Here is a 21381-nt window from a genome sequence, read left to right as displayed (position 1 = left end):
ATGGCGGAGGGGAGTGGGAGTCAAACTCACGATTTTCAATCATTCCACTTCGAAGAAGACTGAAAGCTGCTGAGTAAGCGCTCGCCTGCCTCCTCCAAAGATTTCGAGTCTGAGCCGGGTTCGATCCCGGTCGGCGATTGTGGAGACCGGAACGGCATGGGGCCCTCCCTGCTGCCGAGCGCTTGCTGATTTATTTTTGCGAGCTACTGCCGTCCGTAATCTTGTTGGTATTCCTGTTGGTATCCGCAGCAATCGGCGACTAAAACTATCGCAAATTCAACTCGTTATTCGACTATGCGATTGTCGGCCAGGGGCACCACGCTTCGCCCTTTCGGGCTTCGCGTGGCGCAGCCCGCGCCAAGCCCAAAAGGGTGAAGCGTGTCCGGCGAAGCCTCTTGGCGAAGACGGACTGTCTCGACTTTCCCCTCCCTAGCAATCGTCACATCCCACCTGTATAAACCGGTAGCTTCTTCCGCAATTCGAAGGAGCTTATATGAACGACCTGCACACGTGGCTTTCGCAACAGCACCACGGCCTGCGGACCTTCCGTATCTTTCAGCAAAAGCTCGAGACGCTCGGCCGCGATGACCCCGAACAGCGCGGCCTGTGCCGTCTGTTGAGCGGTCTCGTCGGCAGCTATGTCGAGACGTTCGATGAGGCTCCACTGCCCGTCGCGGTCGCTGACGGGGCCTATCATCGCCTGCTGACGCTGGTCGCCAGCCTCGACCTCGAGGGCGACACCAGCCGGCGGCTCGCGGACATCAACCGGGTTGCGACCTGCGAACTCTGGCAGTGACGAGAGCGGGCGGCCGTACGGCTCGCATCCGCATCCCTGGGACACTTCGCCAGGAGAGGGCCGCGTGCTTTCCGGCATGCCCTCTCTCGCCGGTTCGACTTCGCCGTGCCAGTCCCTATATCGTGGGGCAACATGTATTGATGCAGCGAGCAGCTTCGATGGCCAGGAGACGCGCGACGGAAACGGAAGCCGACGATCTCCCCCGCTATTTCGTCTGGGTGCGCGGTCTCGAGGGCCCCGAACCGCAGAAATGGATGGCAATGGATTTCGGCGTCGGTGACTGGAAACGGCCGCTCGTGCTCGCCTATCTGGAGCTGCCGGAGGGCGAGCGACACTTGCCATTGTCGGCGCTGGCCCGACGATATCCGCCGCCGCGGGGAGAGGCTTCGTAGAGGGGCCATCCTGGACGAACGCGCGGATCTCGCCAGCCCATCAACCCAGGGCGAGCAACGCCGTATCACTGGCCTGCTTCACCCATATCGTCCCGCGGCCGCGCTTCCTGCTTGCTACCTCAGCGGGATTGTGTGCAGAATGCACCTGCATTTTCACGACGCAACTATTGCAACCATTGATTGACGCTGGGGAGTGCTGCCCGGCTCGGGCCTGAAGCGCGTCCCCGTCGAATTGCCGGAGGGGCTCATGCCGCACCATGATGGCGCGCCGAACGCTGATTCTGCCGGACCAGAACGCGCGCATATCGAGATGCATTCCGACGCGACGACCACCGCCATCCCGGCAAAACGCAAGCTGGTGCTGTTCGCCGACGGCACCGGCAATGCGTTTACCGTCCAGGAATCCAGCGTCTGGCGACTCTACGAGGCGCTCGACCACACCCAGCCGGACCAGATTGCCTACTACATCAAGGGCGTCGGCACCGCCGGCTGGGCGCCGCTCGCCGCGCTCGACGGTGCCACGGGCATTGGCGTGCCCGGCAACGTCCGCAAGCTCTACCGTTTCCTGTGCTGGAACTGGCGCGAGGGCGACGAGATCTACATCTTCGGCTTCAGCCGCGGCGCCTTCACCGCGCGCACGCTGGCGTCGCTGATCGCGAGCCAGGGCCTGGTGCCGGCAGAGATCGACGATACGCCGGTGTCTCACGCGGAGATGGAGCGCAACGCCATGGCCGCGTGGCGGGAATACCGCCGCAACACCGTTCCGTTGAAGAAGAGCCTGCCGACGATCTGGATCGCGCGCTTCATCCGCGATGCTCTGCTCTATCTCTATCATGCGATCTTCCGGCATCGCACGTACGCCGACGTCCGCGCGGCGATGAACGGCCGCAAGGAGATCGAGATCGAATTTCTCGGGCTATTCGACACGGTCGAGGCCTTCGGCGTCCCGATCGAGGAGCTGCGCGTCGCGATCGACTGGGCGATCTGGCCGATCTCGTTCCGCAATCATCGGCCCTCGCGCAAGGTGAAGCACATCTCGCATGCGCTGGCGCTGGACGACGAGCGTACCACCTTCCATCCGTTGCGGATCGACCAGAGCCATTTGGCGCCCAGCCAGGCGGTCGAGGAGGTGTGGTTCACCGGCGTCCATTCCGACATCGGCGGCGGCTATCCGGAATCCACGCTGTCCTTTGTGCCCCTGGTCTGGATGGCTGATCAGCTCGACGGCCGGCTCCGCTTCCAGAACGGTACCATCCAGCACTTCAAGGATTATCAATCGGCGATCGGGCCGATGCATGATTCACGCAGCGGCGCCGCGGTGCTGTATCGCTACGGGCCGCGCCCGGTCCTGCCAGGCGCGGCGAATGGCGGTGCGCCTGTGGTGCACTTCGCCGTGGTCGAGCGCATGCTGCACGGCTGCGACGACTATGCGCCGATCATGCTTCCGGCCGATGCCCGGGTGCTGATGCCGAATGGCGACAAGCTCGACCTCGCCGACGAGGAGACTCGCGAGGCGGTGAAGACGGCCTATCTGGCCAAGGCCAGGGGACCACGACGGCAGAAGGAGGCCCATGCCTTCACCGCGATGAGCATGCCGGACGCCGAGATGGCCTCGCTCGCGCGCGACACCGTATGGTGGCGGCGCGTCGCCTATTTCTCGCTGCTGTTCATGGCTGGCGTGATCGCCGTCTGGCCCTTGATCGCGCATCCGCTGGTGCAATGGTCCAAACATCCGGTGGGTCACCAGGGGATCTCCATCATCGCCAACATCGACTGGGTGTTTGGCGCCGTGGTGGCCCCGCTCGCCAATCTCGCCAGGGAGGTACTGCCGTCCTATGCAGCGCCCTGGCTCAACGTCGCGATTTACTATCCTTTCCTGACCTCGCTCGTGGCGGCACTGACTTGGTGGGCCTGGAACAAGAACTCTGAGCTGCGCGACACGATCCAGGAGCGAGCGCGTCTTGCCTGGAATACGCCGCGCCGCAAGGCAAGCCGCAGTCACTTCGACGAGCCAGGCCCTCTCCTGAAGTTCGGGCACTGGATGCGGATGAATGCCGGTCCGGCGCGGCTGTTCATAGCCAAGGGCGTGGTGCCCGCAGTCTTTCTGGTTGCGGTCTTCGGCTCGGCGGCGCTTCTGCTGTCGAACAGCCTCTTCACCGGGCGCGTTGCCCTTGGAAAGGTCTGCACGACGAGCCAGGATCCTGCTGTACCTCGCATCGGCACGCCGGTCCGCGACGAGCCGACCGACGCAATTGCGTTGTTCGACACCAAGGCCTTCTGCTGGTGGAGCGGGCTCGCCGTCGAGAAGGGTCGCAAATACCGCGTCTTTGTCGAGGTCAAAGACCCTTGGTTCGACCGCACCACCATGAGTGGAGCGAACGGCTTCCAGACCCACGGGCTACGCCATTATGTCGCTTTGCCCGAGCTGCGTCTGTACGCAGCAAACTGGTTCCAACCAGTGGTCCGCATCGGAACGAAAGGAATGAATGACCTACCGTTGCAGGCGGTCAACGTGATCCCGGCTGACGCATTGCCGCGCCGGACGAAGCCGACGGTTCCTGCCGAGGACGACGTCGAAGGACAGGATCAATACCCAGTCAGCCTCGACGACATCGACCAGTTCAAGGCCGGGCTGAAAACGCTTGGAAATTTCGAGCCAATCCCGCAGGCCATGCTCGATGATGCAGGGCAGGTCTGGAAAAAGGAAGGGCTGACCGACCGCGTCGTCGCCGAGTTCGTCGCGCCCGACTCCGGCGAGCTGTTCTTCTACGTAAACGATGCGGTGCAAATCTTGCCGCAGCTCATGCCGGAATGGATGGTCCCGTCCTGGCTCCAGATCATCCAGGGGCCGCCGGATCTGTACTACCACAACAACACCGGCACGGCGAAGATCACGGTGCAGCGCCTGCCCGCACCTCCGCTGCCCTCGGCGAAGACGGCATCGCCGCTGGCGAGCAAGTAGCAGCGCGCAATGTCGCCATACGCTTGCGGCCGGTACAAGACGACAGTCGTCGCGCCCCCATGATTATGGGTGTCGCGGCGCCCGCACCGCGGCTAAACTTGGCCCTGCGCCGCGGGGGACACGCGGTGCAGGACGATGATCATGACCGAACATGGCGAGACGGGTGAAGCCATCACCATCCTCCTCGTCGAGGACGACGCGCCGACCTGCTGGCGGCTCCACGACGCGCTGGTCAAGGCCGGCTACGAGGTCCGCAGTGCCGGCACGCTCGCAGAGGCGCGCTCCGGGCTCGGCGAGCGTGCGCCGCGCGTGCTGCTCACCGATCTGCGGTTGCCCGACGGCCACGGTGTCGAGCTGATCCGCGAGACAAGGCAACGCTTTCCCGACACCGAGATCATGGTGATCTCGGCCCTCGGCGACGAAGAGAGCGTGATCTCCGCGATCACGGTCGGCGCCACCGGCTATCTCCTGAAGGATGCGTTCCCCACGGATATCGCCACCACCGTGCGCGATCTGGTCGCCGGTCATTCGCCGATCTCGGCCTCGATCGCTCGCTTCATCGTGCGCAGAACACAAGGTACCGCGCAGAATGCGGCCGAGCCTCCGCCCGGTCCCGCGCTCAACACCGCCAGGCTCACCCCACGCGAGATCGACATCCTCTGGGGGATCGCGAAGGGTTTCAGCTACGCCGAGATCGCGAGCCATCTCGGCCTGTCCCGGCAGACCGTGCCCGGTCACATCAAGAACATCTATCGCAAGCTCGAGGTGCACACCCGCAGCGAAGCGGTGTTCGAAGCGGTCCAGCAGGGCCTGATCAAGCTGTGAGCGAGATCGCGGCGAAGGCACCGGTCAAACCCGCGCGCCGCCGGCTGCTGGTCTCGCGGCTCGTGCCCTATCTGCTGCTCCAGGCGCTGATATTGGTCGCGACCATCCTCGGGCTGCGGCTGCTCCAGCCCAGCGACCCCGACGACTTTGCATTGAGCGAATTCTCGCTGCGCGAGGACGGCGTGGCGCGTCCCGTGACGCTGCCGCATTTCACGTCGTCACGCTATTCCCTGGCCGACCCGCCGCTCTACACCGGCGCCTTCACGTTCCGCCGCAGCGATGGGACGACCGGATGGTCGGTATTCTTGCCGCGCTTCAGCAACGCGGTGGAAGTCGCAATCAACGGCGTCGTCGTCCTGGATTCCCGACGCGATGCCAATGCCAACCGGCCCGACCGCAACACCCCGCAGATCGGGTCGATCCCGTCCTCGCTGCTGCGCGAGGGCGCGAACGAGATCACGGTGCGGCTGTTGGTCTGGGGACCGCTCAAGGGATTTCTCGACACCGTTTATGTCGGGCCGGATACGGCCTTGCGGCCCGCCTACGAGACACGCACGCTGATGTTCGTCACGTTGCCCGTGGTGTTCTCCGCCTGGCAGTCGATTCTCGCCGTCATCCTGGCGATCATGTGGCTGATGCGCCGCCGCGAGCCGGTTTACGGCGTGCTGGCCGTGGCGATGGTACTCGGCGTGGTGCAGGCCTTCGCGCCGCCACCGGTGCCCCCCGTCAGCACCTCCCGGCTCGCCGCAGTGTTGCTCGCGTCCGCACCGATCGAGAGCGCCCTGGTCGTCGTCTTCGGCGTGCTGTTCTTCGGCTGGCGCTGGCCGCGCTACGGCATGTTGCTGTTCACGCCGGGGCTCATCGTGTTCGGTGTCGGGCTGATCGCCGGCCCGCCGCTGCCGCGCATTCTGTTTCTCGTGCTCGGGATTCCCACCGTCGGGCTCTGCCTGATCCTGATGGCCTGTGTCACAGCTGCCGCGGTGGTGCGGCGGCAGGACGCGGCAAGCTTCACGCTCGGCTGCGCGGTGACTATCGTGCTGATCTGCTGGGTCCACGACATGCTGTCGGTGTTCGAGATCGTAACCGACGAGCGCATCTTCCTCTCGCGCCTGTCCTATTCGGCGATGCTGGTCGCGATCGGCGCCGGCCTGACCTGGCGGTTCGCGCGCGCGCTGAACCAGGTCGACAGCTTTGCCGGCCAGCTCGTGACGCGCGTTCGCGAGGCCGAGGAGCGGCTGAAGGCGAGCTTTGCCCGCGAGGAGGAGCGTGCACGGGCCGCCGCGCTCGCCAATGAGCGCACGCGGCTGATGCGCGATCTGCATGACGGCCTCGGCGGCCAGCTCATCAGTATCGTGGCACTGTCCGAGCGCGGCCACGAGGGCGCGACGATCACCGACGCCGCCCGCGCGGCGCTGAAGGACCTCCGCCTCGTCATCGATTCCATGGACGACATCGGCGGCGACCTGATGCTCGCGCTCGGCTCCTGGCGCGAGCGCACGACCGCGCAATTGCGACCGCACGACATCGCGCTCGACTGGCACGTGGCGACGCCGCAGGGGCTGCCGCTGCATCCCGAGCTCAGGCCATGGCATGTCATCCAGATCGTGCGCATCCTCGACGAGGCCGTGACCAATGCAGTCAAGCACGCAGACGCCCGCCGCATCGCGGTCACCATCGAGACGGTCGACGAAGGTCAGGGACCGTACGGTGTGATCAGGATCGCGGATGACGGCAGGGGCTTTGCGAATCGTTCTGCGCCGGTCGGCAGCGGCGGGGCCGCCGACGCGAGCCAGACCGCGCGAGGCCTTCGCAACATGAGGAGCCGTGCCGCGCGCTGCGGGGCGACGCTAGATCTGAGTTCAGATTCGTCAGGCACGCGTGTGCGGTTACAATTGCCGCAGATTTTCCCCGACAGCGATGCCGCCGTCGGCTGAAAAGCCCCCTCTCCGAACGTGTGGGACGCGCGGAGAGAGGGACGGGCCGGATGATTTGCTTGCGGAGGACGGGGGGTTCGTCCGCAATGCTCCTTCGCCCGAACTCTTTCGTCTTTCTCAGCGCACGCCGACGCGATTGACCGGACCACCGCGATTCATCGGCGTGCCTGCGCGCACGCCGACACCGGGCGCACCGACCCCGGGTGTCGCGACCGCGACCGCGGCGGCCGGCGCAACCACCACTGCCGCTGTCGGCCGCACCACGCAGCCCTTGGGTATGCCAACTGTCTTGCAATAGACCACCGCCTGCGCCGGGCTCGTGCCCAGCGAAACCATCGCCGCACCTGCCAGCGCCAAAATCGTCAACCCGGCGCTCAGCGCTCCCGCTCTTTTCGACATCTTGCTCTCCTGCTTCCCGTTCGGCGTCCCGATGCAATCACCGGGTCTCGCAGCCGACGTGCAGCCTGAATGACAAAAGACGGCGCGCTGATACATGCCATGAAAATGGGGGTACGGCGGCGGGGCGGACTGGCCGATGCCATGAACATGGCATGGACCTGCGCCCGGCCCTCGCGAGATGGTCCGGCCCGCTTGATCCCAGGCGGGACCAACGACATTCCCAAGGAGGTGCTTTATGAAGATTTCGGTTCTTGCCGTGCTGCTGCTCGCCGCTACCGCTCAGACCGCCGCTGCACAATCCGGTCCGACGCCACAGGAGCAGATGACCTGCCGTAGCGACGCGAGCAAATTCTGCGCCGAACACATCGGCAAGCCGCCGCAGATGAATGCCTGCCTACGCGAGAACAAGTCGAAGCTTTCGGATGGCTGCCGCAAGGTCGTTGAGTCGCACGGCGGGTGAGTGGTCGCCGTCCGCGGCACAATTCTCGCCGGCGCCAATGCCGTCAGGCCATAGACGTCGATGCACCGGTCATAAGTCGGGCGCGTGCGCGATGGCGAGGATGGATGCTAATCGTCGTCGCCGAATAGCCTGATCTGCGGGAAACCGCTGCGCGGCCGGCTGGCGACATCGCGCGCATCGGAATCCTCGCGGATGTTGCGCGCGACATCGTCCCAATCGGTGCGGTCGCGCATGCCGTGCGGCTCGCGGGAATCGTAGTGGCGGCGCTCGGCCCACCGCTCACGGCGCTCCGTCCGGCGCCGTTCAGACGTGGCGCGTTTGACGTCAGAATCCCTGGCCTTGGCATAGGCGTTGTCGGGTGTGGATGACGGCTCTGTCGATGCTTGTCGCTCGGCAGGCTTTGCGACTTGCGGAGGCGATGCCGGTGCCGGTTTCGGCGGCTCCACCGCGGCCGCTTGCGAAGGCTGTTGCACTGTCTGTTCAGCGTTGGCCTGAGTGGCCTGCGTGTCGGGCTTCACAGCTTCGGATTTTGCTTCAGGCTTGGTTTCGGCCTGCGCTGGCGCGGCCACCATGGCCCCGAAGGCCTGCGAGCCGGTGAGATATTGCAGGCTCTCGGATGGCGCGTTCGTCGTAGCGGGCTTGGCGTCGGCGCGCTGCGCAATCTTGCTGGTATCAGGCCCCTGCTTGGGCGAGACCGGATTCATGATATTGCCGGCGACAATGCCGCCGCCGAGACCAATGGCGATGGCTGCGACGATGGTTCCTGCACCGACGAAATAGGCTGTCGAGGCGCGCATTGGTCCACTCCCTCTTTGGAGCGGGCAACGCTTGTCGATTGCCGGATGTTCCCGATACAGGCGCAGTTCCGGAAGGAACTTGCGCGTCAGATCTGCTGTGCCACCTTCTCGAGCCCGATGATGCGGGCGAGCTTGCGCACTTCCTCTTTCTGGTCGTCACGCAGCTGGAACAGCAACGGCATCGCGGCGGACTTCAGCTGCTGGACCTCGTCGCAATTGGGATCGATCGGCACGCCCTGCACGTTCGGATTGGACAGCTTGTTTGCCGAGATCTTGCGGACAACGTTGCGCAGTGCGGTCTCGACCGACGGCCAGTAATATTCCTGCGACGACGACAACTTCAGACGGTCCCTGATGCCCGCGATCTGCACGTCGGACAGCAGCGAATAGGATTTCTGCGGCTGCGGCTTGGCGACGACCTTCGGCTTGGCCGGGACTTCGACGGCAGGAATCTCTGCAGCGGCCGGAGCCTCGTTCACGCTCGCCTTGGGCATCGGGAAATCGGATGGCGTGGCGGCGGCAAACGCCTGGCGCAGCGGCTCGGTCAGCACGGGCATTTGCGAGAGCTTGTCGGCAGGAACCTGGACCGGGTCGAACGCGGCCGAGGCCAGCGCCAGCGTCGGAACCAGACGATCGGCCTTGGCGGCCCGATTGGTTGCAAGCGGCTTGGCTGCCGGCGCCTGCGTGATCATTTCGGCGCTGACGCTAGGCACGCTGTCGCGGCCGAGAATGGCGGTGGTGGCGGCGCCGAGGACGAGGAAGCAGGTCAACACGACGATGGTGATGGCTTTCGACAAACGTCTCTCCGCAACCGGCTTCAAGTCCACGTGATCACTGCCCGGAAACTGGGCGATAATTAAGGCTTAACCGTGCCATTGCGGCGGCAATCGCGCGGACTGCAGCGACATTGCCCGGAAAGATAAACAAAATCAGGCGGCTAGTGCCAGATCATAAGCGTCCTGGATGTCGGCCACGATCTCCGAGGCCTCCCAGACTCCGCGCGGCTCGACCGACTGCAGCGCTACCGTCCAATTGCCGCCCCGGCGGGTGCGGGGGACGCTCACGATGTCGAAGCGCACGTTGCGGCATAGCGGGTGGCGGGCCAGCGCGTGGGCCACGCGAACGCGAATTTCGTCCAGCGAAGCCGCCGTCTTGGCGTTGAGAAAGTCGAAGTCCATCGCCTGTCCCTCTCGGTCCTGATTGGCGCCTGAGGGGATTCTTGCCGGGGGTTGGTTAATCTGCCGTTAAGTGGGGGCTTCGGAGGAGCGCTCGATTAACTGTGATGGGACGACGGGCCCTGTCGGCCTCCGCATTTTCACGGGGAGACGCGGCCACCCGCCCCTCGATACTCGGCGACCGTCCCTGCGACGAGATCGTCAACCGCGAGCACGTCGGTCACGCCGGATGTCGAGTGCCCACCGCTCCAGATATCGCGCCAGCGCTTTGGCCGGTTCTCCCGTGCGGTAACGTCGATGTCCTTGGCGATGTCGATGGACCCGCGCGCCGGCAGGTCGTCGGGATCGAGACCCGCGGCGACGATCGACGGCTTCAGCATGCTGGTCTGCAGGCCCGTGAACGCGGTGGTCAGCAGAATGTCGTCCGCGGTGCCGTCGACCAGCATTCGCTTGTGACGCTCGTCCGCCATGCTCTCGTGGGTCGCGATGAACTTCGTGCCCATGTAGCCGAGATCGCAGCCGAGCACTTCGGCCGCGCGCAATGCGTGGCCGTCGCTGATGCCACCCGCGAGCACGATGATGCCATCGTAGAACGCGCGCACTGCGCGGACGAACGCGAACGGGTTGAGCCAGCCGGTCTGCCCGCCCGCGCCCGCAGTGAGCAGCACGAGTCCATCGGCACCTGCTTCCGCCGCGCGTTCGGCGTGGCGGATCGAGGCAACATCCGCAAGCACCAATGCGCCGGCATCGTGCAACGGCTTGAGCACCGGCGTGGGGGAGCCGACCGAGGTGATGACGATCTCCGGCCTGTGGTGCAGCAACACGGCGAGATCCTGCTCCAGCCGTGCATTGGAGCGGTGCACGATCAGGTTTGGACAAAGCGGCGCGGCCTTGCGGCCGGTTCGATCTTCATGCCGCCGCAGCCGCGCTTCGATGTCAGTGAGCCATTCATCGAGTTGTTCGGTGCTACGGCAATTCACGCTGGGGAAGCTGCCGATCACGCCGTTGCGGCAGGCCGCGACCATGAGCTCGACGCCCGATACCAGAAACATCGGCGCGGCAATCAGCGGCAGGGCGAGACGACCGTGGAAACGTTGCAGCCGATCTGACGTCACGCATGCCTCCCTCGCGCGGGCTTTGTCGTTCCATCCCGCATTCCCTGTGCTAGCGTCGCGGTAAACATTGGCACGCCAGAAGCCGATAACAAAGCAGCGAGGAAACATATGTCCGATCCGCTCCACGCATCGTCCCCGACTTGCGCGCAGGCGCTGCGGGCGCTGTCGCGCTATCCGGGCCGAACCGCGTTCGCGTGGCCCGGCGGATCGCTGAGCTATCAGGGCACCATCGACCTGATCGGGCGCATCCAAGGCGTGTTCATGCGGCTTGGATTGCAGCCCGGCGCGCGGGTCGCCTTCCTCACCGCGAACCGCGCCGACACCTGGTGCGCCGGCGTCGCCGCGCAATTGTCGCGGCTCTGCGTCACCTGGCTGCATCCTTTGGGGTCGCAGGGAGACCAATTGTTCCAGCTCGAGGATTCCGAGGCCGAGGTGCTGGTGGTCGATGCGGCCGCCTTCCGCGATCGCGGCGGCGAGCTCGCCGCGCAGGCGGGCTGGCTCAAGGCGGTCTTCACCGTGGGACCGGCCGACTATGGCGTCGATCTCTTGCAGGCGATCGAGATCGAAGGCCATGCCAGCGCGCAATGCCTCGCCGGCCCCGACGATCTCTCCACGCTGAATTACACCGGTGGCACGACCGGCAAATCCAAGGGCGCGTTGCGCTACCACCGCGAAAATGCCGGGGCCGCGGCCGCGATCCTCGCCGATTTCGAGATCCCCGATGGCGCACGCTACCTCGCGGTGGCACCGATCAGCCATGTCGCCGGCACCAAGGTTCTGCCGACCTTGATGCGGGGCGGCACCGTGCACATGCTGAAGGGTTTCGATCCCGAGGCGGTATTGGCGACGATCGCGCGCGAGCGCATCAACTTCACTCTGTTCGTGCCGACCATGATCTATGTGCTGCTCGAACATCCCGCATTCAGCAGGACCGACCTCTCCTCGCTCGAGCTGGTGCTCTACGGCGCCTCCGCGATGTCGCCGAGCCGGCTGATCGAGGGCATCGAACGAATCGGGCCGGTGTTCTCACAGCTTTACGGCCAGACCGAATGCTATCCAATCTCGGTGCTGCGCAAGGCGGATCACGATCCCAAGGCGCCCGAACTGTTCCTGTCCTGCGGCTTCCCGATCGCGGCCTGCGAGGTCCGGATCCTCGACGACAACGATCGGGAGGTAAAGACGGGCGAAGCCGGCGAGATCTGCGTGCGCGCCCCGCATGCGATGGCGGAGTACTGGAAGCGGCCCGACACCACCGCCGAGACGCTCAAGAACGGATGGGTTCATACCGGCGACATCGCGCGCAAGGACGAACGCGGTTACATGTTCATCCTTGACCGCAAGAAGGACATGATCGTCTCCGGCGGCTTCAACATCTTTCCGCGGGAAATCGAGGACGTGCTGTCACAGCACGCCGATGTGGCCATGGTTGCGGTCGTCGGCATCCCCGACGAGAAATGGGGTGAGGCCGTTGCGGCCGTCGTCGTGCCGCGTGAGGGCGCTACGCCCGATGCCGATGAGCTGATCAGCATGGTGAGGACGCGAAAGGGCTCGGCTCACGCGCCCAAGCAGATCAAGTTCGTCAGGCACTTGCCGATGACCGGCGTCGGCAAGGTCGACAAGAAAGTGCTGCGCGGGGAATTCTGGAGCGGGCGGGACCGGATGGTGGGATAGCTCCTGCCCGGGACGCCACGCAGTCTCAGGCCGCCCCTCACCGCTTCTCGATCACCAGGCTCTGCACCGCGCGGCCAAAATACCCCGTCCGGTCCGCCAGCCGTGACATCGCAAGCCCGACACCATCGGGGCCGATCCAGGAATCACCGTCGAGCAGGATCCATTCGCCGACCGGCTGGCGCGCAAAGCTCACGGTGAGGTCGGCGTTGATGTAGGTCCAGGCGCGGAAATCGAGCGTCGAGGCGGTGCCGTTGGAAAAATCGGCCGCGACCACGGCGCGCATCGCCTGCGAGAGCGTTTCGCCTGCGATCAGGGGATGGTCGACGCGAAACCAGATCGCGCCGGCGCCGGCTTGGCCGAAGCGGCCGCGCGCGGCGCGCATCGAGACGGAGCGCACGAACGGGCTGGTGGCGGCATGACCGTCCTCGAGCAGCGAGTCCTCCGGTGACGGCAGCGTAACCGGCAGCGCCTTGACATCCTCGGGCAGCGTCAGCGCCTGGCGCTTGATCTTGAGCACGGTGGCGCCGACCACCTGTACGCCATCGGCGAGCAGCTTGACCCCGCAGAGCTGGATCTTGCGGCCCTCGCGCAAGATTTCGGTCGCGATCGTGAGCGGCGCCACCGGCACCGGGCGCATCAGGTCGATGGTGACGCGCGCGATGTCCATCGTGACAGGCGTCGGAATGCGCTCAGCCGCCCACGTCACCAGCGAGGCCGGCGCCGAACCGTGCTGCATACGCCGGTCCCACGGGCCCGCAGCATCCGGGCTGGTGACGACGCTGTCGCCGTCGACGCGGTAGATGGGGGTCATCGTTTCTCCGTGATGCACATCCGGCGCTCAGCAAGAGTTGTCGTCCCGGCCCCCCGTGCGCAATTGCGCACTAGGCCGGGACGACTACGTTCACAACGGCGGATCGATCGCCTCGTCGTATTCCTTCTTGAAGCGCGCGATCATTTCGGCGGCGGGCACGATGCCGTCGATGCTGCCGACGCCTTGGCCCGAACCCCAGATCTCCTTCCAGGCTTTTGGCTTGGCGCGCTCGCCGGAGGCGTCGGTGCCGAAGTTCATCTTGGAGGGATCGGAGGTCGGCAGGTTCTCCGGATCCATACCGGCGGCGAGGATCGACGGCTTCAGATAGTTGCCGTGCACGCCGGTGAAGAGGTTGGAATAGACGATGTCGTCGGCCGTCGCGCCCGCGATCATCTCCTTGTATTTCTCAACCGCATTAGCTTCCTTGGTGGCGATGAAGGCCGAGCCGATATAGGCAAAGTCGGCGCCGAGAATGCGCGCGGCGCGGATCGCCTTGCCGTTGCCGATCGCGCCCGACAGCGCGATCGGGCCGTCGAACCATTTTCGTGTCTCGGCGACGAACGCCAAGGGCGAGATCGTGCCGGCATGGCCGCCGGCGCCCGCCGCGACCAGGATCAGGCCGTCGGCGCCCTTCTCGATCGCCTTGTGCGCAAACTTCTGGTTGATCACATCGTGGAAGACGATGCCGCCCCAGCCGTGCACCGCCTGATTGAGCTCCTCGCGCGCGCCGAGCGACGAGATGATCATCGGCACCTTGTACTTGGCGCAGAGCTGCATGTCGTGGTCGAGCCGGTTGTTCGATTTGTGCACGATCTGGTTGACCGCAAACGGTGCCGACAGCTTGTCGGGATGCGCGCGGTCATAGGCCGCGAGCTCTTCGGTGATGCGCGCCAGCCACTCGTCAAGCAGCTCCGGCGGCCGCGCGTTCAGCGAGGGGAACGAGCCGACCACGCCAGCCTTGCACTGCGCGATCACGAGATCGGGCACCGAGATGATGAAGAGCGGCGAACCGATCACGGGGATCGACAGGCGTCCCTTGAACAAGGCAGGCATGGACATTGCGAGACGATCCTCTTTTGGCGGTCACATGAAATTGGGGGCCATACCAACAAGGCAATCTTTCCACTGTCAAGTATTGCGTTTTGGCGCCGTGGAGGGACGCCGTTACCGCAATTCCAACGCGCGGAATTCAGCGCGGGACGACGCCATCACGCAATCAAATCCGGATTGATCAGCCGCTCGAACGAGAACATCTCGTCCCATTTCTCTTGACTCAGCAGCTTGCGCTCGACCACGACGATCTGGTGCAGCGACTTGCCGCTCTTGTAGCCCTCGCGCGCGATCTCGGCGCATTGCTTGTAGCCGAGCAGCGGCTTCAGCACCGTAACGATACCCAACGAGTTCAGCACCATGTTGCGGGTATGCTCAGCATTGGCAGTGATGCCGATGACACAGTTCTCGCGCAGGCTGTTGACCGCGCGCTCCATGGTGCGGATCGAGAAGAACAGCGCGAACGAGATCACCGGCTCCATCACGTTGAGCTGGAGCTGACCCGCGGATGCCGCGAGCGTCACGGTGGTGTCGAGCCCGATCACGAGGAAGCTGGTCTGGTTGACGACCTCGGGGATCACAGGATTGACCTTGCCGGGCATGATCGAGGAGCCCGGCTGAAGCTGCGGCAGGTTGATCTCGTTGAATCCGGCACGCGGGCCCGAGGCGAGCAGGCGGATGTCGTTGCAGATCTTCGTCAGCTTGCTCGCGGTGCGCTTGAGGACGCCGGAGAGCTGTACATAGGCGCCGGTATCCGACGTCGCCTCGACGAGGTCGCCTGCAAGGATGAAGTCGACGCCGGTAAGCGCGCTCAGATGCCGGACCGCGAGCTTGGGATAGCCGTGCGCCGCGGTGACAGAGGTGCCGATCGCGGTAGCGCCGAGATTGATCTCGCGCAGCAGCGCGCGGGCCTCGGAGATTCGATCGACCTCCTCGCCCATGGTGGTGCCCCAACCGCGGAATTCGGCGCCGAGTGACATCGGCACCGCGTCCTGCAAATGGGTGCGCCCCATCTTCAGCACGCGATCGAACTCCCTGCCCTTGGCGAAGAACGCCTCCTGGAGCTGACGCAGCGCCGTCATGTAGCTCTCGAGCCGCAGGATCAGCGCCAGCCGAAAGGCGGTCGGATAGGTGTCGTTGGTCGACTGGCCGTAATTGACGTGATCGTTGGGGCTGACGTGCTGGTAGTCGCCCTTCGCGAAGCCGAGCGATTCCAGCGCGAGATTGGCGATCACCTCGTTGGCGTTCATGTTGGTGGAGGTGCCGGCCCCGCCCTGGATGAAGTCGGTGACGAACTGGTCCATCATATCGCCGGCGATGACGCGATCGCAGCCCACGATGATGGCTTCCGCGACTTTGGCGTCCACCGCGCCGAGATCGCGGTTGGCCATCGCCGCGGCCTTCTTCACGTAACCAAGCGCCTTCACGAAGTAAGGCTCCTGGTTCATCGGAATGCCGGTGATATGGAAGTTCTCCTTCCCGCGGATGGTCTGGACGCCGTAATAGATGTCGTCGGCGATCTCACGCTGTCCGAGGAAGTCCTGCTCCGTGCGGCTCATGGGCGCTCCTTGCTTGCTCGCGCGACGTTCTCAGTTCTGGCACAGCGCGCTGGTGACGAAGGTATCCGTGCGGCAGTCATCGGGTTTGCGTTGCCTGCCCGGGATCAGAACCTTGGCCGAGCACTTTTCCGCGGAATCGGCATTCAGGCTCTTGCCTTCCGTGTAGCCCTTGCTCTGGCAGAGTTTGTCGGCGGCGAGCTTGCAGTCGGGCGCGCCGTTCGACGAGGCCGGACAGGCCACGCGCCCCGACACCATGGTCGACGGCTTCGCCAGGCGCGACAAATCGTTCATGGTCTCGCTCGGGCTTTTGATCGGCGGCAGAATCGAGGGCAGCTTGTCGAACAGCTTGCCCATTTCGTTGATCAGCCCGGGATTTTCCTCATGCGTCGGCGGCGACAAAGGAGCTGTCGAGGGCGCCGGTGCGGCCTGCTGTCCTTGCTCCTGCAAGCCGAGCGCCGGCGGCGCGGATTGCGGCCATCCGGTACGGCCGGTAACCAGCAGGAGCGAAAGCACCGCAAATGTCAGCGTCCCCAGTCGCAGGACCGGAATGCCGGATGAAAGCATCATGACGCCAACCGTAGCCGAACCTGGCGCGGTGGCAAAGCGCCTTGGGGTTAGATCAATTTGACGGCGACGACAAAGCCGAGCACGAGCACCGCCGCGCCGATTGCCACCACCAATCCGAGATGCTTCTCGATCCTGACCCGGATCCAGTCGCCGTAGCGGTTGAGCAGGATCGCCACGATAAAGAAACGCCCGCCACGCGCCACGATCGAGCACAGGATGAAGAGCCCGATATTGTAGCCGGCAAAGCCGGACGTGATGGTCACGAGCTTGTAGGGGATCGGTGTCAGGCCCTTGAGCAGGATGATCACGGCGCCCCATTCGGCATAGGAGGCGCGGAAGGCGTCGACCTTGCCGCCGAGGCCATAGACCTCGATCAGCCAATGGCCGACCGAGTCGAAGAGCAGCGCACCGATGGCGTAGCCCAACAGGCCCCCCAGCACCGACGTGGCAGTGCAGATCGCCGCATAGACCCAGGCGCGCTGCGGGCGCGCCAGTGACATCGGGATCAGCATCACGTCCGGGGGGACGGGAAAGAAGGAGCTTTCAGCGAAAGCCACGGCGCCCATGATCCAGAGCGCGTAAGGCTTGTGAGCGGCGTCGATGCACCAGTCGTAGATACGTTTCAGCATGGCGCCGCGATGAAGCACCATGGGACGGATTTGTCCATGCCGAGATGGGACCGATTTGTGCCAATACTAGTGGCGCTTGCGGGCGGTGCGGCCTTCGAGCGCGACGATAGGCCGCCTGGCGGCGACGCGCGGTGACGCAACTTTGGGCAGCTTCATCGCCGATTTCGGCAGTTTCTCCGCGATGCCGAGCATGTCTTCACGCCGCGTCATCTCGCGCCAGACGTCCTCGGGGCGCACGCCGGCCGAGGCCCACAGCACGGTGAGATTGTAGAGCAGATCGGCGCTTTCCCGGACCACGGCCTCGGTGTCGCCATTGACCGCATCGATGACGACCTCGATGGCCTCTTCGGCCAGTTTTTTCGCCATTTTGGACGGCCCACGCTGAAACAGCCGGGCCGTACGCGATGTTGCCGGATCGAGATCTTTGGCCGCGAGCACAGCCAGATATAGCCGCTCAAGCGAATCACTCATGTACGCAAAGCTACTCTAAACCCATAGCGGGGACGTTAACGCACGACAACAAAAGCAAAAAGCCGGCCGTCGCGGCAAGCGCGACGGCCGGCTGGTCAAACCTTGCTAGCCAAAGCTAGTAGCAAGTCGAAAGGTTACCTTGGCCGCCCTGCGCGGACTGGTATGGGCCGCCGCAACGGTGATACGGGCGCGGACCGATATACGAGTCGCCGCCGTAATAGACCGGACCGTCGTCGTAGTAGACCGGGCCGCCGCCGTAATAGGCAGGAGCATCATAAGCGTAGGCGTCACGGGTCGCTGCGATTGCGAGGCCGGTGCCGATAGCACCGGCAATGGCTGCGCCGGCAAAGGCCGCGCCGCCGCCACCATGCCAATGACGGCCGCCCGCGTATGAAGCGGTCGGAGCCATTGCGGTCAGCGCCAGCACCGCGGTGGTAGCGAGAACGGCCTTACGGCCGGCAAATCCCGAAAATCTATCAAACATGTCCTGGACCCTCCTTGGGACCTCGAATGGTGCCTGATGACAGGCTCGTGTCTCTCAAACACCCGCATCCCATGTTGGGTTCCCCTACCCCAACACAAGCTGAACGGGGTTGCGTGATCGTGACGCAACCCCGCTCATCCGCCGTTCATGTTGGCGCGGACAAGCTTGTCGCCAGCCGGCGCTCCGAGCGTCACCAAGTCATAACAACACCGGACCGGCGCGACTGATGTTCGAATTCACGACAATTGCTCTTCGCGGTCTGCTGGCGGCTGCAATCTCGCTTGCGGTGCTGACTGCGCGCGATGCCACCGCGGCCGAGACCGTCGTGCCCTCCATTGCGATTCACTTCACCTTCGACCGCCCGATCGATGCGAGCATGGCGCCGTTCTTTCTTGCCGCAAAGGACGGCAGTTTCGGCGCCGAACGTCTCAACGTCTCCTTCAGCAGCGCGGCCGGATCGCCGGAGGCGCTTGCGCGCGTCGCCAAGGGCGACAGCGAGCTCGCGCTGGTCGACATCAACGAATTGATCCGTTTCCGCGACAAGGATGCGGCACCGGTCAAGGCGGTGTTCGTGCTGTTCAACCGCGCGCCCTACGCGATCATCGCCCGCAGGAGCCGTGGTATCCACCTCCTGCCCGACCTGGACGGCAAGACCGTCGGCGTTGCCGATAGCGATCTGTCGATGCGGCTGTGGCCGGCGCTGGCGCAGCAGAACGGCATCGACACGAATCACGTGAAATTCCACAAGATAAGCGCCGCGGTGCGCGAGCCAATCCTCTCCGCGGGACAGGTCGATGCCGTCGCCGGCTTCAGCTATCTCTCGGCAGTGAACCTGCGCGACCGCGGCGTGCCAGGCGGCGATCTCGTCGTGCTTCGCTATGCCGATTATGGTTGCGAGGCCTACGGCTTTGCCGTCGTGGTCAACCCGGCTTTCGCCGCGGCCAAGCCGGACACCGTGAAGGGATTCGTCCGCGCATTGATCGCCGGCATCAACGCGACCGTCAAGGACCCGGCGCGCGCGGCGGGCGAGGCCGCGAGCCGCATCGACGACGGCGACCGCGATCTTGAGCTGGAGCGCCTGCGCACCGTCCTCGTCGACAACATCCTGACTGACGAGGTCCGTCGCAACGGCCTCGGCGACATCGACCCGGCGCGCATGGATCGCTCGATCGACCAGATTGGGCAGGATTTCAAATTCCGCAAACGGCCGGTGGCGGGCGACATCTTCGACGGCGGGTTCTTGCCGCCAGTCGCAGGGCGGTTGATCAACTGAGCAAAACCGACAGCTTCCGCTATATCTCGCAGCCGATCCCTGATTAGAGTATGGGCTCACTCCGTTCTATCCGCCCGAGCTCCTCGCCCATGCCCATTCTTCGCCTCTACACCCGCGTTCTCGAGCTGCTCGGCAAGGAGGCACGGCTGGGCTGGCTGCTCGCGATCGTCAATCTCCTGCTTGCGGGCTCGCAATTCGCCGAGCCGGTACTGTTCGGCCGGATCGTCGATGTTCTCTCCGGCAAGACGGTCGCAGGCTCCAACTCGGCCTGGCCGTTCCTGGTTGCATGGGTCGCATTCGGGCTGTTCACCATCGCCTGCAGCGCGCTCGTGGCGTTGCAGGCCGACCGGCTCTCCCACCGCCAGCGGCAGGCGGTCCTGACGGACTATTTCGAGCACATCCTGCAACTGCCGCTGACCTTCCACTCCGGGACCCATTCGGGCCGGCTGATGAAGGTCATGCTCAACGGCACCGATGCGCTGTGGCGGCTGTGGCTGGGCTTCTTCCGCGAGCATTTTGCCGCCATCCTCTCGGTCGTGGTGTTGCTGCCGCTGTCGCTCTACTTGAACTGGCGGCTTGCAATCCTGCTGTTCGTGCTCTGCATCGTCTTCACCGCGCTGACCACCTTCGTGGTGCGCAGAACCTTCGGCATGCAGATGGAGGTGGAGGAGCACTACAGCGAGCTTTCCGCGCGCGCTTCCGACGCCCTTGGCAACGTCGCACTGGTGCAGAGTTTCGTCCGCGTCGAGTCCGAGGTGAAGGGCCTGCGCTCCGTTGCCGACCAGTTGCTAGCGGCGCAAATGCCGGTGCTGTCGTGGTGGGCACTCGTCACCGTCATCACGCGTGCCTCCACAACGATCACTGTGCTCGCGATCTTCACTTTCGGCATCGCGCTGCACGACCAGGGGCTGACCTCGGTCGGCGAGATCGTGATGTTCGTGAGCTTCGCGACGCTGCTGATCCAGAAGCTGGAGCAGGTCGTGAGCTTCATCAACAACGTTTTCATGGAAGCCCCGCGCCTGCGCGAGTTCTTCAACGTACTCGATGCGGTGCCTGCGGTGCACGACCGGCACGATGCGATCGACGCGGGTCGGCTCTCCGGCCTCGTCGAATTCAACGACGTCACCTTCTCCTATGACGGCAAGCGGCCGGCGGTGGAGGACCTCTCCTTCACCGCGCTTCCGGGCCAGACCATCGCGCTGGTCGGCGCGACCGGCGCCGGCAAGTCGACGGCGATTGCGCTGCTGCATCGCGCGTTCGATCCGCAGTCCGGCTTCATCAGGATCGACGGCATGGACGTGCGCGGGGTGACGCTGACATCGCTGCGGCGGAATATCGGCGTGGTCTTTCAGGAGGCGCTGCTGTTCAACCGGTCGATCGCTGAGAATTTGCGCGTCGGCAAGCCGGACGCCACCGAGGTCGAGATGCGCAAGGCGGCGGAGCGCGCGCAGGCGCTCGAATTCATCGAGCGCAGCGGCGGCTTCGAGACCAACGCCGGCGAGCGCGGCCGCATGCTGTCCGGCGGTGAGCGCCAGCGGCTGTCGATCGCCCGTGCATTGCTGAAGGATCCGCCGATCCTGATCCTGGACGAGGCGACCAGCGCACTCGACGCCGTCACCGAGGCCAAGGTGAATACCGCTCTCGACGAAGTGATGAAGGGCCGCACCACCTTCGTGATCGCCCACCGTCTCTCCACCATCCGCAATGCTACGCGGATCCTGGTGTTCGAGAACGGGCGTGTGATCGAAAGCGGAACTTTTGATGAACTCGTGACCAAAGGCGGCCATTTCGCCGACCTCGCCAGGGCTCAGTTCATGGTTCAGGAGAACGCACGGGCCAGCGTGACAGCGGCTGAGGCTGCCGCGACGGCAGCCAAATCGCCTTAGCAAGCCGCCTTGGCAAGTTCTCATAGAATCGTCGAAATTCGGCCTATTTCATTGCGGAATACCCCGGTGATGCCCCTATTCGCGACGCACGAGCCGGTATAGGTTTGCGGCGCCGCAAGCGGCGG

21 protein-coding genes are annotated in these 21381 nt (G+C 64.7%); 9 read left to right on the top strand and 12 right to left on the bottom strand.

The features are described from left to right. Nucleotides 1-493: 493 nt before the first annotated feature. The 5 genes from GWG67_RS19050 (at nt 494) to GWG67_RS19030 (ending at nt 6909) form a co-directional block, all read left to right on the top strand. Nucleotides 494-796, top strand: coding sequence for a hypothetical protein (locus tag GWG67_RS19050; protein WP_275170890.1), 303 nt, complete (start codon nt 494-496; stop codon nt 794-796). Between the two features lie 158 nt (nt 797-954). Continuing rightward, a complete protein-coding gene (locus GWG67_RS19045) occupies nt 955-1188 on the top strand; it encodes a hypothetical protein (protein ID WP_275170889.1) in 234 nt (77 codons plus the stop codon). A gap of 247 nt (nt 1189-1435) precedes the next feature. Continuing rightward, nucleotides 1436-4150, top strand: a complete 2715-nt coding sequence (locus GWG67_RS19040) for a DUF2235 domain-containing protein (protein ID WP_275170888.1) — start codon at nt 1436-1438, stop codon at nt 4148-4150. Nucleotides 4151-4291: 141 nt separating this feature from the next. Further along, the gene (locus GWG67_RS19035; protein ID WP_275170887.1) at nt 4292-4975 is read left to right on the top strand and encodes a response regulator transcription factor; all 684 of its coding nucleotides are present in this window, start codon (nt 4292-4294) and stop codon (nt 4973-4975) included. Further along, a complete protein-coding gene (locus GWG67_RS19030) occupies nt 4972-6909 on the top strand; it encodes an ATP-binding protein (RefSeq protein ID WP_275170886.1) in 1938 nt (645 codons plus the stop codon). Before GWG67_RS19035 ends, GWG67_RS19030 begins: the two co-directional genes overlap by 4 nt. A 117-nt stretch (nt 6910-7026) precedes the next feature. On the opposite strand, the gene GWG67_RS19025 is transcribed toward GWG67_RS19030, so the two are convergent. Beyond that, nucleotides 7027-7308 carry a hypothetical protein gene (locus tag GWG67_RS19025; RefSeq protein WP_007597469.1) on the bottom strand — a complete coding sequence of 94 codons (282 nt, stop codon included), beginning with the start codon at nt 7306-7308 and terminating at the stop codon, nt 7027-7029. A 235-nt stretch (nt 7309-7543) separates the two neighbouring features. Here GWG67_RS19025 and GWG67_RS19020 point away from each other — a divergent pair, with 235 nt between their 5' ends. Beyond that, a complete protein-coding gene (locus GWG67_RS19020) occupies nt 7544-7768 on the top strand; it encodes a cysteine rich repeat-containing protein (protein WP_007597470.1) in 225 nt (74 codons plus the stop codon). A 107-nt stretch (nt 7769-7875) separates the two neighbouring features. Here GWG67_RS19020 and GWG67_RS19015 read toward each other — a convergent pair whose 3' ends face one another. The 4 genes from GWG67_RS19015 to GWG67_RS19000 all read right to left on the bottom strand — a co-directional run bounded on the left by GWG67_RS19015 (nt 7876) and on the right by GWG67_RS19000 (nt 10855). Then, complete coding sequence (locus GWG67_RS19015; protein ID WP_275170885.1) at nt 7876-8565, bottom strand: hypothetical protein; 690 nt, start codon at nt 8563-8565, stop codon at nt 7876-7878. Between the two features lie 86 nt (nt 8566-8651). Next, a complete protein-coding gene (locus GWG67_RS19010; RefSeq protein WP_275170884.1) occupies nt 8652-9362 on the bottom strand; it encodes a hypothetical protein in 711 nt (236 codons plus the stop codon). Nucleotides 9363-9494: 132 nt separating this feature from the next. Continuing rightward, nucleotides 9495-9743 (bottom strand): hypothetical protein, encoded by a 249-nt coding sequence (locus GWG67_RS19005; protein ID WP_018453152.1) that lies wholly within the window; start codon nt 9741-9743, stop codon nt 9495-9497. Between the two features lie 137 nt (nt 9744-9880). Then, nucleotides 9881-10855: a nitronate monooxygenase family protein gene (locus tag GWG67_RS19000; protein ID WP_275170883.1), complete on the bottom strand. Its 975-nt coding sequence runs from the start codon at nt 10853-10855 to the stop codon at nt 9881-9883. A 108-nt stretch (nt 10856-10963) separates the two neighbouring features. On the opposite strand from GWG67_RS19000, the gene GWG67_RS18995 reads away from it, so the two are divergent. After that, entirely contained in the window at nt 10964-12526 is a 1563-nt protein-coding gene (locus GWG67_RS18995; protein WP_275170882.1) for an AMP-binding protein, read from the top strand. Between the two features lie 37 nt (nt 12527-12563). On the opposite strand, the gene GWG67_RS18990 is transcribed toward GWG67_RS18995, so the two are convergent. From GWG67_RS18990 to GWG67_RS18960, 7 genes are all read right to left on the bottom strand, one after another. Further along, nucleotides 12564-13337 carry a thioesterase family protein gene (locus GWG67_RS18990; protein WP_275170881.1) on the bottom strand — a complete coding sequence of 258 codons (774 nt, stop codon included), beginning with the start codon at nt 13335-13337 and terminating at the stop codon, nt 12564-12566. A 90-nt stretch (nt 13338-13427) separates the two neighbouring features. After that, nucleotides 13428-14396 carry a nitronate monooxygenase family protein gene (locus GWG67_RS18985; RefSeq protein WP_275170880.1) on the bottom strand — a complete coding sequence of 323 codons (969 nt, stop codon included), beginning with the start codon at nt 14394-14396 and terminating at the stop codon, nt 13428-13430. 149 nt (nt 14397-14545) lie between these two features. After that, a complete protein-coding gene (locus tag GWG67_RS18980; protein ID WP_275170879.1) occupies nt 14546-15946 on the bottom strand; it encodes an aspartate ammonia-lyase in 1401 nt (466 codons plus the stop codon). Nucleotides 15947-15976: 30 nt separating this feature from the next. Continuing rightward, nucleotides 15977-16513, bottom strand: coding sequence for a hypothetical protein (locus GWG67_RS18975; protein ID WP_275170878.1), 537 nt, complete (start codon nt 16511-16513; stop codon nt 15977-15979). A 47-nt stretch (nt 16514-16560) separates the two neighbouring features. Next, on the bottom strand, nt 16561-17163 hold the full coding sequence (locus GWG67_RS18970) for a YqaA family protein (RefSeq protein ID WP_275170877.1): 603 nt from the start codon (nt 17161-17163) through the stop codon (nt 16561-16563). A 45-nt stretch (nt 17164-17208) separates the two neighbouring features. After that, a complete protein-coding gene (gene hisE / locus GWG67_RS18965) occupies nt 17209-17613 on the bottom strand; it encodes a phosphoribosyl-ATP diphosphatase (RefSeq protein WP_275170876.1) in 405 nt (134 codons plus the stop codon). Between the two features lie 115 nt (nt 17614-17728). Further along, a complete protein-coding gene (locus GWG67_RS18960) occupies nt 17729-18097 on the bottom strand; it encodes a hypothetical protein (RefSeq protein WP_275170875.1) in 369 nt (122 codons plus the stop codon). Nucleotides 18098-18323: 226 nt separating this feature from the next. On the opposite strand from GWG67_RS18960, the gene GWG67_RS18955 reads away from it, so the two are divergent. Together GWG67_RS18955 and GWG67_RS18950 are read left to right on the top strand one after the other, a co-directional pair. Then, nucleotides 18324-19370: an ABC transporter substrate-binding protein gene (locus GWG67_RS18955; protein WP_275170874.1), complete on the top strand. Its 1047-nt coding sequence runs from the start codon at nt 18324-18326 to the stop codon at nt 19368-19370. Between the two features lie 89 nt (nt 19371-19459). Beyond that, complete coding sequence (locus GWG67_RS18950) at nt 19460-21256, top strand: glucan ABC transporter ATP-binding protein/ permease (protein WP_275170873.1); 1797 nt, start codon at nt 19460-19462, stop codon at nt 21254-21256. Nucleotides 21257-21381: the final 125 nt, after the last annotated feature.

Origin of the sequence: Bradyrhizobium sp. CSS354, from assembly GCF_029051725.1 — a bacterium.
Lineage (GTDB): Bacteria > Pseudomonadota > Alphaproteobacteria > Rhizobiales > Xanthobacteraceae > Bradyrhizobium.
Note: the sequence above shows the minus strand (reverse complement) of the source record. Positions and strands in the feature narration are given on the sequence as shown.

Bases quoted from the DNA above. Each gene is read 5' to 3' on its own strand.
- GWG67_RS18970 (WP_275170877.1), bottom strand. From the start codon at position 17,163: ATGGTGCTTCATCGCGGCGCCATGCTGAAACGTATCTACGACTGGTGC.
- GWG67_RS19045 (WP_275170889.1), top strand. From the start codon at position 955: ATGGCCAGGAGACGCGCGACGGAAACGGAAGCCGACGATCTCCCCCGC.
- GWG67_RS18990 (WP_275170881.1), bottom strand. From the start codon at position 13,337: ATGACCCCCATCTACCGCGTCGACGGCGACAGCGTCGTCACCAGCCCG.
- GWG67_RS18995 (WP_275170882.1), top strand. From the start codon at position 10,964: ATGTCCGATCCGCTCCACGCATCGTCCCCGACTTGCGCGCAGGCGCTG.
- GWG67_RS19025 (WP_007597469.1), bottom strand. From the start codon at position 7,308: ATGTCGAAAAGAGCGGGAGCGCTGAGCGCCGGGTTGACGATTTTGGCG.
- GWG67_RS18950 (WP_275170873.1), top strand. From the start codon at position 19,460: ATGCCCATTCTTCGCCTCTACACCCGCGTTCTCGAGCTGCTCGGCAAG.
- GWG67_RS18960 (WP_275170875.1), bottom strand. From the start codon at position 18,097: ATGTTTGATAGATTTTCGGGATTTGCCGGCCGTAAGGCCGTTCTCGCT.
- GWG67_RS18980 (WP_275170879.1), bottom strand. From the start codon at position 15,946: ATGAGCCGCACGGAGCAGGACTTCCTCGGACAGCGTGAGATCGCCGAC.
- GWG67_RS19050 (WP_275170890.1), top strand. From the start codon at position 494: ATGAACGACCTGCACACGTGGCTTTCGCAACAGCACCACGGCCTGCGG.
- GWG67_RS18955 (WP_275170874.1), top strand. From the start codon at position 18,324: ATGTTCGAATTCACGACAATTGCTCTTCGCGGTCTGCTGGCGGCTGCA.
- GWG67_RS19035 (WP_275170887.1), top strand. From the start codon at position 4,292: ATGACCGAACATGGCGAGACGGGTGAAGCCATCACCATCCTCCTCGTC.
- GWG67_RS19015 (WP_275170885.1), bottom strand. From the start codon at position 8,565: ATGCGCGCCTCGACAGCCTATTTCGTCGGTGCAGGAACCATCGTCGCA.
- GWG67_RS19005 (WP_018453152.1), bottom strand. From the start codon at position 9,743: ATGGACTTCGACTTTCTCAACGCCAAGACGGCGGCTTCGCTGGACGAA.
- hisE (WP_275170876.1), bottom strand. From the start codon at position 17,613: ATGAGTGATTCGCTTGAGCGGCTATATCTGGCTGTGCTCGCGGCCAAA.
- GWG67_RS18985 (WP_275170880.1), bottom strand. From the start codon at position 14,396: ATGTCCATGCCTGCCTTGTTCAAGGGACGCCTGTCGATCCCCGTGATC.
- GWG67_RS19040 (WP_275170888.1), top strand. From the start codon at position 1,436: ATGCCGCACCATGATGGCGCGCCGAACGCTGATTCTGCCGGACCAGAA.
- GWG67_RS19020 (WP_007597470.1), top strand. From the start codon at position 7,544: ATGAAGATTTCGGTTCTTGCCGTGCTGCTGCTCGCCGCTACCGCTCAG.
- GWG67_RS18975 (WP_275170878.1), bottom strand. From the start codon at position 16,513: ATGATGCTTTCATCCGGCATTCCGGTCCTGCGACTGGGGACGCTGACA.